The sequence below is a fragment of the Peribacillus faecalis genome, assembly GCF_014712675.1.
Lineage (GTDB): Bacteria > Bacillota > Bacilli > Bacillales > DSM-1321 > Bacillus_AD > Bacillus_AD faecalis.
Window position 1 is genome coordinate 1 of sequence record NZ_JACXSI010000037.1, and the last position, 12958, is coordinate 12958.

At 40.0% G+C, this 12958-nt stretch carries 13 protein-coding genes and 1 pseudogene; 2 read left to right on the forward strand and 12 right to left on the reverse strand.

What is annotated here, in order from left to right:
* Positions 1-159: 159 nt before the first annotated feature.
* From IEO70_RS14415 to IEO70_RS14425, 3 genes and pseudogenes are all read right to left on the reverse strand, one after another.
* On the reverse strand, positions 160-1947 hold the full coding sequence (locus IEO70_RS14415) for a M3 family oligoendopeptidase (protein ID WP_190999077.1): 1788 nt from the start codon (positions 1945-1947) through the stop codon (positions 160-162).
* Between the two features lie 223 nt (positions 1948-2170).
* Positions 2171-2824 (reverse strand): annotated as a pseudogene (locus IEO70_RS14420) (DNA alkylation repair protein).
* 73 nt (positions 2825-2897) lie between these two features.
* Positions 2898-3080 (reverse strand): hypothetical protein, encoded by a 183-nt coding sequence (locus IEO70_RS14425; protein WP_190999078.1) that lies wholly within the window; start codon positions 3078-3080, stop codon positions 2898-2900.
* A gap of 277 nt (positions 3081-3357) precedes the next feature.
* Between IEO70_RS14425 and sigK the strand changes: the two genes are divergently transcribed.
* Positions 3358-4068 (forward strand): RNA polymerase sporulation sigma factor SigK, encoded by a 711-nt coding sequence (gene sigK / locus IEO70_RS14430; RefSeq protein WP_190999079.1) that lies wholly within the window; start codon positions 3358-3360, stop codon positions 4066-4068.
* Between the two features lie 379 nt (positions 4069-4447).
* Here the strand turns inward: sigK and IEO70_RS14435 are convergent, their stop codons facing one another.
* From IEO70_RS14435 to IEO70_RS14450, 4 genes are all read right to left on the reverse strand, one after another.
* Positions 4448-4588, reverse strand: coding sequence for a YrzI family small protein (locus IEO70_RS14435; protein WP_190999080.1), 141 nt, complete (start codon positions 4586-4588; stop codon positions 4448-4450).
* Between the two features lie 507 nt (positions 4589-5095).
* Positions 5096-5350, reverse strand: coding sequence for a YrhC family protein (locus tag IEO70_RS14440; RefSeq protein WP_190999081.1), 255 nt, complete (start codon positions 5348-5350; stop codon positions 5096-5098).
* 185 nt (positions 5351-5535) lie between these two features.
* Entirely contained in the window at positions 5536-6234 is a 699-nt protein-coding gene (gene mtnN, locus IEO70_RS14445; protein WP_190999082.1) for a 5'-methylthioadenosine/S-adenosylhomocysteine nucleosidase, read from the reverse strand.
* An 18-nt stretch (positions 6235-6252) separates the two neighbouring features.
* On the reverse strand, positions 6253-6894 hold the full coding sequence (locus tag IEO70_RS14450; protein WP_190999083.1) for a class I SAM-dependent DNA methyltransferase: 642 nt from the start codon (positions 6892-6894) through the stop codon (positions 6253-6255).
* 155 nt (positions 6895-7049) lie between these two features.
* On the opposite strand from IEO70_RS14450, the gene IEO70_RS14455 reads away from it, so the two are divergent.
* Positions 7050-7253 carry a DUF2536 family protein gene (locus IEO70_RS14455; RefSeq protein ID WP_190999084.1) on the forward strand — a complete coding sequence of 68 codons (204 nt, stop codon included), beginning with the start codon at positions 7050-7052 and terminating at the stop codon, positions 7251-7253.
* Between the two features lie 480 nt (positions 7254-7733).
* Here the strand turns inward: IEO70_RS14455 and IEO70_RS14460 are convergent, their stop codons facing one another.
* From IEO70_RS14460 to IEO70_RS14480, 5 genes are all read right to left on the reverse strand, one after another.
* Complete coding sequence (locus IEO70_RS14460) at positions 7734-8405, reverse strand: YrrS family protein (protein WP_190999085.1); 672 nt, start codon at positions 8403-8405, stop codon at positions 7734-7736.
* Between the two features lie 82 nt (positions 8406-8487).
* Complete coding sequence (locus tag IEO70_RS14465) at positions 8488-10242, reverse strand: peptidoglycan D,D-transpeptidase FtsI family protein (protein ID WP_190999086.1); 1755 nt, start codon at positions 10240-10242, stop codon at positions 8488-8490.
* A gap of 72 nt (positions 10243-10314) precedes the next feature.
* Complete coding sequence (gene greA / locus IEO70_RS14470) at positions 10315-10791, reverse strand: transcription elongation factor GreA (protein ID WP_190999087.1); 477 nt, start codon at positions 10789-10791, stop codon at positions 10315-10317.
* A 202-nt stretch (positions 10792-10993) separates the two neighbouring features.
* Positions 10994-11629 carry a uridine kinase gene (gene udk, locus IEO70_RS14475; RefSeq protein ID WP_190999088.1) on the reverse strand — a complete coding sequence of 212 codons (636 nt, stop codon included), beginning with the start codon at positions 11627-11629 and terminating at the stop codon, positions 10994-10996.
* A 5-nt stretch (positions 11630-11634) separates the two neighbouring features.
* Complete coding sequence (locus IEO70_RS14480) at positions 11635-12903, reverse strand: peptidase U32 family protein (RefSeq protein WP_190999089.1); 1269 nt, start codon at positions 12901-12903, stop codon at positions 11635-11637.
* Positions 12904-12958: the final 55 nt, after the last annotated feature.

The window sequence follows — 12958 nt, forward strand, 5'->3', positions numbered from 1 at the left end:
CTTCCTTCAGATTCCGCGTCACCACGGACACCCTTGCGTTAAGCTAACTGTTACTTCTGCCTTCACAGCTCGGGACTTTCACCCTATAGATTGCACCCATGCCGGGCGCACGTAAAGAAAAACACCGATTAAATCCAATCGGTGTTTTTTCATGCTTCTTTATTCCGTCAATTCCAAGAACGATTTAATATCTTTCACGCATGATTGTACTGCACGTTCCCAAAATTCCGGACCTGTCAAATCTTCCTGTAAATGCTTCATCGCAAGCTCTTCGACCGTCATACAGCCTGTATCCCTCAATAAAGCCATATATTTCTCCTCAAATCCTTCACCGGATTCCAGCGCTTTTTCATATATGCCAAGCGAGAATAAGTAACCGAATGTATAAGGGAAATTATAAAACGGCACAGAAGTGATATAAAAATGCAGCTTCGATGACCAAAACTGCGGATGATATTCATCCAATGCACCTAAGAATGCCTCTTTCTGCGCTTCTTGCATCAGCTCGTTCAGACGACTTGCCGGTACCATGCCATGCTTTCTTTCCTCATAAAATCTGGTTTCAAATAAAAATCTGGCATGAATGTTCATGAAGAAAGCAATAGTACGCTGAATTTTATCCTCAAGCATCGCAATTTTCTCTTCCTTCGTTGAAGCTTCCTTAACTGCCGCATCAGAAACAATCATTTCCGCAAACGTAGATGCTGTTTCCGCTACATTCATCGCATATCCGCGATTTAACGGATGAACATCACGTAGTGCATAAGAATGGAATGCATGCCCCAATTCATGGGCCAATGTTGACACATTGTTCAATGTCCCTGAATACGTCATAAAAATACGGGATTGCTGGCTGTCAGGGAAACCTGTGCAAAATCCGCCTGGTCGTTTATTCGGACGGTCTTCCGCTTCAATCCATCTATCCTCAAACGCTTTTTTCGCGAAAGCCGTCAACTGCTCACCAAATAAAGCGAACTGCTTCAAAATAAACTCGGCGCCTTCATCATACGATAATTGCTTTTGAGGTGCTGTTAAAAGCGGTGCATCTACGTCATACCAGCTTAACTTTTCAACTCCCAGAAGCTTTGCTTTACGGTCAAGAAAACGAACAAGATGGTCTTTGCTGTCTGTAATAGCCTGCCACATGCTATTTAGTGTTTCTTCACTCATTCGGCATGTATCAAGTGGTTCCTTTAACACCGACCCCCAGCCGCGTTTCTCATAAACTTTCAAACGGAATCCAGCTAAATGATTAAGCGCATGCGCGAACAGCTCTTCTTTTTCTCCCCAAGCTTTCTCCCATGCTTGGAAAAGACGCTTTCTCACTTCACGGTCCGGGTGCAGCATTTTATTTGCCGCTTGACCGGCCGAAAGCATTTGCACTTTTCCGTCTTCTTCATACGGAATTTCAATGGTAGCGACCAGACTATCATAAAGCTGGCCCCAACCATGGTAGCCGTCAATACCTAGTTGTTGTATTAATGTTTCCGCTTCTACAGAAAGTTTTTCCTGTGCTCTTCTTCTACTTTCTTGCAAAATAAATTGAAGCTCTGTGAATGGCTCTTCTTTTACAAGTTGCTCGAAAAAAGCAGCTTCTATCGAAACAAGCTTTTCATCCAATGCTGACATTGCACCTTGAACTGAAGCGACTAATTTCGTAATCTCCGCACGCCATTTCTTCGCACCTTGATCCTTAACATTTTGCGCTTCTAAACAACTGATAAAAGCAGAAGATTGCGTAATCTTTGTTCTTGCTTCCGCATATAGAGCAAGAATAGAGGCTAATTGTTCTCTATCGTTCTGTGTAGAAGTTACCCCCCAGGAAGAGATTAATTGCCCCAATTCAATAATCTTATTTTCTGTTTCTTTTATGTATGCCGCAAAAGAAGCAGAGTCGCTTCCTCCTTCAAAAAACACATCCAAATCCCAAACTTGTGAATACGTCATAATAGCTCTCCTTTCCAGTAAAGTAATTCTTTGTTTAGCGAGGTGCTTTATGCCTACCAAACATTAAATGAACTAACCAGGTTGTTATAGGCGCTTAATCGCCCACTTACACACCCTTTTTTTCGCTAAAAGAGAGTCTTAGGGCCTGTTAAACGGCGCAATTTCATTTTAGCACGACAGATACATTATTTCTATTTCCGAAATACTTCATTGAATGAAATTCTTATAAATATTTACTGGCTTCCCGAACGCTTAAAGTCGATAATTCATTATCATGAAGAAACTGTTTTACCCATTGCTTGTCTGTTTTCGCATACTGCCTTAAAGCCCAGCCAATTGCCTTATTAATGAAAAATTCCTTTGTTTGGCTGTTTCGAAGGATAACTTCACCCAAGAATTGCGTATCTGTTTTATCTTTAAACTTCAATTGAAATATAATGGCCGTGCGGATTAGCCAAATATTATCCGATTGGAAGCCCCATTCATATATTCGTTTTTTCAAATTCGGATACTTTAAAGCCAGCTCTCCAACTATACCGCTCAACGAATCGACCGAATCCCACCACGATTTTGTCGTAATTAATGCCTCCAGCTAATCGATATCTGTTTCTTTCAGCTTCTTTTTCATAACAGTCAAATAATCAATCGCAATAATTTGAAACTCCCGCTCACGTTTTTGATAGCATGTCCAGACAAAATCCCAATTAACATCATGCTGCTTACTCATGTCTTTAAAGTATGGTTTGCATATATTTCTCCGCTGAGGCGCCTGCAAACCGATAAAAGGGAACAAGTTTTTCATGTAAGCTGACATCGCGACAGCCTTCTTTTCATTTCTGGATGCCTCAATTTTTTCGAATAAATCCATAGAAATCATCCTCTTTCTTTCAGTGTAACAGAAAATCGGTTTAAAAAAGCTTGCCGCAGCCGTTCAAACCGATTTTCTCATTTCAATCACAGCAGCAGCACTGATTGCCGAAGCCTCCTAAAAAGCCGCAATTACAGAAGAACCACCAGCCTCCAAATATTAAAACAATGATCAGCAATACAATAGCAAGGGCGTAACCTCCTCCGGCATAGTACGGCGGCGGGGGAGGGGGATATGCAGGAGCACAGCCATAACCATATCTCATGTTATACCTCCTCTTAACATTCATAATATAAAATATGCTTTACACCATTGGCGGTGCTTCAAATTGCTCGTCCTATTTCATGATTACAGCTTTAAACAAGCCTGTTTTTAGATGTACAGACACACTTTTGGAGTTACTCGCGAATGTGCAACACTCAGTTTTATATACCCAATCGTTATTATTCTCTCCATAAAAAATAGTGGTACAGACACGAAAATATACTTAACAACATAGACTTAACTATAGGCCAATGTCCCAATAAGCAGGGGGTGATTGATTGTCTGGACTTTTGGCAGCACTCGGTTTTATCGTCAAAGAATTCACTTTACTTGTATCATATGTTAAAAACAATGCCTTCCCGCAGCCTTTGTCAGCAAAAGAAGAGCAAAAATACTTAAAATTGATGAGTCAAGGAGATGGCCATGCCCGCAACATGCTGATTGAACATAATCTCCGTCTTGTCGCTCACATCGTCAAAAAGTTCGAAAACACCGGAGAAGATACAGAAGACCTCATTTCGATCGGCACAATCGGATTAATAAAAGCGATTGAAAGCTATTCAGAAGGCAAAGGAACAAAGCTTGCCACCTATGCGGCCCGCTGTATAGAAAATGAAATATTGATGCACTTAAGAGCAACTAAGAAAACAAAAAAAGACGTCTCGCTGCACGATCCAATCGGCCAAGATAAGGAAGGTAATGAAATTTCTTTGATTGATGTATTGAAATCGGAGTCTGAGGATGTCATTGAATTAATACAGCTAAATATGGAAATTGAAAAAGTGAAGAAATATATAGATGTGTTAGATGATCGGGAAAAAGAAGTGATTATTAACCGATTCGGACTTGGCATATTAAAAGAAAAAACTCAGAGAGAAATCGCAAAGGAACTCGGCATATCGAGAAGCTATGTTTCACGAATTGAAAAAAGAGCGCTGATGAAGATGTTTCATGAATTTTATCGGGCTGAAAAAGAGCGAAAGAAATAGGGCGAAAAACCGCCACCGGTCCTTTTTCATACGAATATGCTTCTTATCTTTTCAAAAAGGTCTGTCGGGAATTAGAACCCAACAGACCTTTCAATTTAATCTACACTAACTTCAGAAGAGATAATGACGCCTATAACTGTTGTAAGAGTTAACGCAATCACAATTAAAAACATTGGATTACCCCCATTCTCCACATCCCGTTTATAAGTGCATTATACCATTTAACCAAATAATACCATCAAGGTAAAATTGAATAATTAAAGAAAATTAAGGTCGTTAGCCACTATCATGCTGAACCCAAATTTTAGTCATTATCTTTACAAGAATAATCATATCAAACTCCACCCTTCATTTACTTTTTCACAAACTTTCAGTCTTATTAAAATTGCTTTCTGTACTTCAAATACTCCACAACATGTTGCTCGCGCATTTCGTTTTGGCGCGCTCTTCGCACCGCTTCCTCTAATGTTGGCTTATTACTTTTGATAATGATTGTGAAAAACAAAAGATTAAATGTCATATAAATCACCTCCTTTAATTCAATATAAAAAGCCGCAGGGATAACTCCCCTGCGGCTTTCGGTCATGACTTTTCTTTAAAAGTGCATGACAAATAAGCATAGAAAAGCCGCAGGATCTACATTCTCCCTGCGGCTGTATTAGCAAATAAGAGATTAAACAAAAATGTTAAATCGCACTAATAACAGTAAGGTCGAATGTATTTGTTTTCGTTTGTAAATCTTTATAGGATAACAATACAGTAATGTTAATCATATTCTTCGACCTCCTTTATTATTTGATATGGTAAGTATAACCAACTGAATATGGTTTGTAAACACATTTTTTACATTTTTTGATAGTAAAACCACCACCGGTCCTTTTTGATGAGGCGCATACTCAAGATATGAAGAATAATTCAAACCATTAAACCCTTATGATATATCACAAATCAAAAAGGAGCCATGCGGGAGGCTGCTTAGGCCCGAGCATGGCAGGTGTAAGGTTAGATAAAAGAAGTAAACAACATTTTAATAACGCGTTTCTTCTTCTTCCTGTATCGATTTTTTCTGATATGAAGCCGACAACGCAAAAAAAACAGCAGCCGCGCATAAACCTAAAATCGTAAATAACAATAAGAAACTTGTATATAAATTATCTCTGCTAATAGAGATCATTGTGCCAAAGTATAAAAAAACACTAATGCAAATTAATGTCAAAGAAAATCGTCTATAGTCGATCATTTTATCATAATACTTTTTATAGTTAGATGTTTTCTTTTTCATATGCCGTATCCTCCCCTATAGACAAATCAAATTCTATTCAACTTTAACATATCTTTACAAATTAATTATTATGAAATTGATGGGAGTGTTGGCAGTAAAAAATCAGAAAACCGGCACCGGTCCTTTTTTCATCAATCCAAACAAAAAACGAGGCTGCCTAATAGGCAACCCCGTCATTTCAAAAATTATGCTTTTAGCTGTTCTACGATATTTTCCACTAATTGTGATGAATTGACCGCTGCTGTTTCCAGGAAAGCCTCGAATGAAATGTTAGATTCTTTTCCGGCAATATCAGATAGTGCTCGGATAACGATAAATGGCGTTCCGAACTGATGAGAAACTTGTGCGATCGCTGCCGCTTCCATTTCTGATGCTTGCAGTTCAGGGAATTTCCCTCTGACAAACTGCACTCTTTCTGCATCGTTCATGAATGAATCGCCAGTAGCAATCAATCCTTTCACGACTTGCACCTCTTCAATTGATTTAGCCGCTTCTTCAGCGACAGCAATTAGTTTTTCATCCGCTTTAAATGTTGGCGGAAGTTGAGGCACTTGTCCATAAGCGTATCCGAAAATCGTCACATCAACATCATGATGAACGACTTCAGTTGAGATGACTACATCCCCGACTTTCAGTTCCGGAGAAAACCCGCCGGCAGAACCTGTATTAATAACAACGTCCGGTGCATATTTCTCTAATAAGACAGCAGTTGACATCGCGGCATTTACTTTACCTATTCCTGATTTCAAAAGGACAACATCCGCGCCATTTAATGTGCCGATGTTGTATTCGCATCCTGCGATTGTTTCTTGCTGTAGATTTTCCATTTTATTGCGTAGAATTTCTACTTCTTCTTCCATTGCTCCGATGATTGCGATTTTCATAAGTTAACACCTTTCTATTTATACTTTGACGGCATTCACAAGCCAAACAAATGCATTCATTTGTTTCATTGTAACGTCAAAACCATTTTCATTAAATATTGTTTCCATAAATGGGATAGTCGGATAATATTCAGTCCGCAAGTCATCCGCCAGTCGGAGGAATCCTTTTTTTTCTGCTTCTTGAATGGCTGTTCTATGAGCGTTTTCGCTTATAAACATAGTATCCGCAAAAACTATTCTACCACCAATCTGCAGCATATTTCCATATTGTTTCACTGCCCGGCTTTTTTCTTGCGCATTTAAATGGTGAAAAGCATACGTGCTGACAATTGTATCAATTTCTTCTTCAGAAGGAAATTGAAAAAAGTCGCCATCCAAGAACGTGACATTACTGTTATGGATCTTTTCTTCTGCTATAACCCTCATCGTTTCGGAAGGTTCAACCGCCATCACTGAAAGTCCTTTCGATAGCAGCTTTTCTGTTAAGTTTCCTGTTCCGGGTCCGAACTCGATTACTTTCCCTGTGCAAAGATTGGCGACCTCCTGCAAAATGTGGTCATATTTGCGGAAAACTTCAACGTATTCCGGGTCATTGCCTGCTACACAATCATCATACTCGTCTGCCCATTCTTCAAATACATGCAAAAACTCTCTTCCCACACTACCAACTCCCTTTATTCTTATTTCTCCTAGTTGTATAGTATGAAATTTTCACTTGCAATGTTATTAAGCAATATAGCCCATTCTCCCTTTTTCGTTTTTAGCCATGTTATACTACAAATACAAAGCAATATTTGATTATGGAGGAAATAACAATGAATATATCCTTTGATATCATTGAAGATAAGATTGAATTTTTCGAGGAGACAAGTTTAAAAGAACTTGAGAAAAAAATTAATGCTCAAATAGAAGTTAATAAAACTATCCTTCTTGGCGTTCACTCCGTCTCTCACCAAATGCACGTAGCAGAGGACGGCAGACGGCTGTATAGCGCAGTCGTTCACTTTAAGCAGAAATAACGAAAGCGCAAGCGCCCTCTAAAAAGCACTAGTATGAACTGGTGGCCGCCGACCGAGATAAAGGAAACACGAAGAACGACAGATTCGATGTGTCTAGTTCCATCGGCCAGCCCCTCGAGCCATAAGCCATCTCTCCTACGGAATCAAAACCGGATTTCCTACTGACAGCTGTCTTATGCTGGTCGGAGGCTCTCTGGACGAGAGTCACAGCGACGTTGCTACAGGACGTAGCGCTCTTAGTCGCTGATCCTTACTTGTGGGCCAATTCCACATTTCAGCAGGGAGGTTGCCGAAGGGCAATAGGTGCTGGGCGCTGGAGCTGGACGTCGATACACCTTTTTCAACCTACACACAATGTAGATTTTAAACTTTCCTCAAGAATAAGAAAAACCGGCGCCGGTCCTTTTTCATCATGAACATGCTACGTCAAAAAAGGATAACCCGATAAAGCACATCAGCTTTTCGGGTTATCCTTTTTACTTAGCGTTTATCGTTTTGTTTCAGCAGTTCAACCTTTTCGGGTTTCCAGCCTTGACCATCTATCCATTCTATATATACACGGTATGTTTTCATACTATCATCTTTTGCAGAAACAGTGCCAATTGCTTTATTAGTTCCGCCATTACCTATGTACCAAACCGTCATATTATCCGTTGACACACCTGCACCAAGCGCAATTGCTTGCTTCATTTCCTGCCAATCGACGGAGTCTGTAGAGAAATTCGTAACATGTTCACCACTTTGCGTTGTTCCAACAGGTTTCCAGCTATCATTGACATACGTTTCCGCAACATTGCTGTCTCCGCTATTTTCTACAACTGTATTTTCTTGAGTTTCTTCTTCGTCAGCAGTATCTTTATCTTCGGCTTCATCTGCAGTGTCTTCTTTCGTATTTTCTTCAGTTGCATCTTCTTTAGCTGAATCCGTTTCTGTATTTGCTTCTTCATTATCAGCAGTTTTGTTCTGTGATGATGTGGTATCATTTGATTTATTTGTTTGATCGTCATCTCTACTTGTGAAAATCGGGATTGCAACAACAATAATGGCCACAATCACTATCGCCAGCAAAATATTATAGATTCGGTTTGCTTTCCTTTTTTTGCCCCTGTTCTCGGAACGTGAGCCCAATTTAGAATTGTTATCATTATCCATTACGATCACCCCTTTTTAATCGTTCATATTCATTGTAACACTTCTTATTTTTCACACTAAAGAAAAAGAGTTTTCTAATCCTTTAATTATCTTCTTTGGCAGCTTCCAGTTCACTGATTTTCTGTACATATTCTTTAAAAACAGATGTCGCGTGCTGTTCTTGCTGAGAGCTGTCCAGCTTCACTGCTACAAGGGCATATTTAGGGTTTTCTACTGGAAAGTATCCGGCAAACCATGTATTTATTTTACCAGTTTCAACATTTGTTTGAGCGGTTCCCGATTTACCGGCAACTTTCACCGGCAAACTATTTAAGCTGGAACCTGTTCCGCTTTCCACCACTTTGCTCAGCAGCTGCTGCATGCTTTGGGCAGTTGTTTCCGAAATGCTGCCTCCAGCCAGATTTTGATCACGAAAATCCGCCACCGTTGTTCCATTCGCATATTGTACTCTGCTGACTGCTTTTACCATTTTCGCTTTGCCATCCCTGGCAATGGTCGCCATCATATTTGCGACTGCAAGCGGAGTAGCCTGTACATCCTGCTGGCCGATTGCCGTTTGGGCAACCAATTTAGGATCTTTTTTATATTCCTCATTTGACCAAACCCTTCCTGCCTCTTCTGATTGCAATTGCCAAAAATCAGAATGATATAATTTGCCCCGCCAACCGGACTGACCGATTAAGTGCAGTTTTTTCGAGTAATTTTCCAGCAGGAGCGGATCTTTCTCGGCCAGCTTAACACCAAGCTCAGCAAAAGTAGTATTGCAGCTTTGCGCAAAACTATCACTGAAGTTTAACATCCCGAGCGGCCGGTTTGTTTCAACTGAACCATTAATGGTTAAATCGCAATTGTATAAATGATTGGGGTCAATTAACCCTTCCTGTATTGCCGCTGCAGCCACAACTGTTTTAAAGACAGAACCAACAGTCGATTGTGTAAACATCCAATTTTTTGCGCCTTCCCCTTTATACGGATTACTTAAATCGACCTCGGGACGTGATGCCAATGCTCTAATTTCACTCGTCTGAACGTCAATCAGCACCAGGCCGCCTTTTTTTACATTTAAATCATCCAACAAATTTTCAGCTGCCCGCTGCATTTCCTTATCTAATGTTGTTATTACTTGTACCGGATAAAGCGGATTACCCGGTGATAAGTATTTAACTTGAAGACCGAATAACGGGCCCCCTATGCCATCCACATGGTAAACAAGTTTCGACTCGCCCTGTGACAGCAAAAATTCATCGAAACGCTGCTGTAAACCTCTGTCACCTATTTGAATGTACTGAAGGTCGGTCCTGTCTGTATATCGCTTCTTCTTCTCCTCATCGGAGTGTGTCAGTCCCCCTATCAGCTGAGAAGCAAGAGGGCGTTCATTCGGCACCATTTGATAGGAAGCATAGACACCCGGTATCTTCAAACCATTAATCTGCTCCATCTGTCTCTCAGTTAAACTTATTGGCTTTCCATTCATTTGATAAACAAACGGCTCGTCAGCCTCTGTAATAGCATTCTCTAACTGGGAGACGGAGATATTTAATAAACCAGCCAACTCTTCAACCGGCCACTTCATCGTCTTTAAGAAAGGAAATAATATTAAGGCGGGCACTTGCTCATAATTCAATAAATCCCCGGACCGATCATAAAATTTGCCGCGGCCGTCATCCAAAACAATGCTTTGCACCCGTTGTTCAACACTGGCTTCAAGTAAATTGATTTGATGTTTCGAATAAGATTCTGTACTTATAAGCTGTATATTCATGAGGCGAATGACTAAAATGCATAAGCCGCTCAAAATAAATACGGCAATCCACATAACTCTTTTCTTTTTAAGCATGAAAAAACACCTCTTCCTTATTGTTGGGAGAGGTGTTCCTATTTAAACCTATTTTATGCAATCTTTTTGCAATTAACGGATTGAAACGATTCGAACGTTCATTTCTCCACCAGGAGTTTGAACCGCAACTTCATCTCCTACACGTTTGCCAAGCAAACTCTTCGCGATTGGAGAATCATTTGAGATTTTGCCTTCGAATGGATCAGCCTCCGCGCTTCCGACGATAGAATATGACTCTTCATCACCATCCGGCAATTCAACGAATGTAACCGTTTTCCCTAAAGAAACTGTATCAGAGTCTAATTCGGATTCTTCGATGATTTTAGCATTGCGAATCATATTTTCTAAAGTTGTAATACGTCCTTCAACAAAAGCCTGCTCTTCTTTCGCTGAATCATACTCCGAGTTTTCTGATAAGTCGCCGAAGCTTCTTGCTATTTTAATACGTTCTACAACTTCTTTACGTTTAACTGTTTTTAAGTTTTCTAATTCTTGCTCTAGTTTTAGCTTACCTTCTTTTGTCATTGGAAAAACTTTCTCGATTGCCAATACCATTCACTCCTTCTGCGAATTCCTGCGGGTATCGATACCCGTTTTTTCTCTGTAATTATGTAAAATACATAATTGCGCGTCCTCATTAGAATAAGGGCGCGCATGTGAGATTATATAGGATGATTTCATTTTATTCCATCATTTAGAATAAATTACAAAATCATACCAATGAATTCAATATATTATACTTGTCATGTTATTACAAAATCGTTTTTTGTTCAAGGATTGTTTTTATTTTTGTTACCATCAAATCGATTGCAACGTGATTTTGCCCGCCTTCAGGAATGATAATATCCGCATATCGTTTCGTAGGCTCAATGAACTGGTTATGCATCGGACGAACGACAGATACATATTGATCGACAACTGAATCGATTGTACGACCTCTTTCCTTAATATCTCTAATAATACGACGGATAATGCGAATATCTGCATCTGTATCAACAAATAGCTTCATATCCATTAAATCGCGAAGTCTTTCATCTTCAAGGATTAAAATCCCTTCTAGAATGATGACATCTTTCGGCTCAACATCTACGATTTCATTTGCACGAGTATGAAGTTCATAATCGTACACCGGCTTTTTAATTGGGCGATAGTTCAATAGTTCCTGAACATGTTGTATTAACAGATCATTATCAAATGCTAAAGGGTGATCATAGTTCGTTTTCAGTCTTTCCTCATACGGCAGGTGACTTTGGTCTTTATAATAATGATCCTGCTCTAGCATCAGTACGGAGCATCCGTCAAATTGCTCGATAATAGAGCGTGTCACACTCGTTTTACCTGAACCTGAACCTCCAGCAACACCTATAACAATCGGTTTTTGTTTCATTTTAATTAGTTCTCCTTCCGCATCATGTTGAATGGATGAACTGGTGTAGACATCTTAAACTTTACAATTTGTAACGGGTGACGCGCTGCATCAAGTTCATTTCCTTCTTCATCCCAGATTTTATCAATTGTATATGTGAAGTTCTCAATTTCCGGTCCAAAAAATTCAACCTCATCACCAGGTTTGAAATAATTTCTTTGCTGTAAAGTCACCATTTCTGTTTCTTTATCATAATCAAGAACCATTCCAACAAATTCATAGGTTGTCTTCTTGCTATGATTTCCAAACATTTGCTCCTTATACCCTGGTACACCTTCAAAGAAAGCAGGAGCTGTATCCCTGTTCGCACATTTATCAAGCTCTTCCAACCATTCTTGTTTAACGACAAAGTTTTCCGGATCTGCGCAATATGCATCAATTACTTTACGGTACACGCTGACAACTGTTGCTACGTAGTGAATGGATTTCATGCGCCCTTCAATTTTCAAGCTGTCAATGCCAAGCTCGATCATACGCGGAATTGATTCCACTAATTTCAGGTCTTTCGGGCTCATCGCAAACGGAGCATCCTCTTCAGAGAACAGCGCTTTTTCCCCTTCAGCTGTGTTCTCGAATAGACCATAATCCCAACGGCATGACTGACAGCATCCGCCACGGTTAGAGTCACGTGCTGTCATATGATTTGAAAGCGTACATCTTCCGGAATACGCGATACACATTGCGCCGTGAATGAATGTTTCAATCTCGATGTCGATTTTCTCTTTCATTCCGCGAACATCTTCCGCACTTGCTTCACGAGCTAATACGACTCGATGAAGGCCCGCTTCTTTCCAGAATTGAACTGCCTTCCAGTTCGATAATGATTGTTGTGTGCTCAAATGCACTTCGACATTTGGTGCGACACGTCGGCATGTTTCGATAATAAGTGGATCCGCAACGATGATTCCTGTTACCCCAGCTTCTTGCAGACCTTGCAAATATTCTTCCAGACCATCGATATTCTCATTATGCGCGTAAATATTTGTCGTTACATAGATTTTTGCGCCATATTGCTTAGCAAATTCGACGCCTTCCTTCATTTCTTCAAATGTGAAGTTACCTGCGTTCGAGCGAAGTCCATATTCCTGACCGCCGATATAGACAGCATCTGCTCCGTAACGTACAGCAATTTTTAATTTTTCTAACGTACCGGCAGGCGCCAGTAATTCAGGTTTTTTCACAATAACACGTTTTCCATCAATGATTTGTGAAATTTTATCAGTAATAGCGTTCAAGGCTATTCCTCCATTTCATTTCATATAAAATTTTCCCTTGGCTCGTATCAAATGT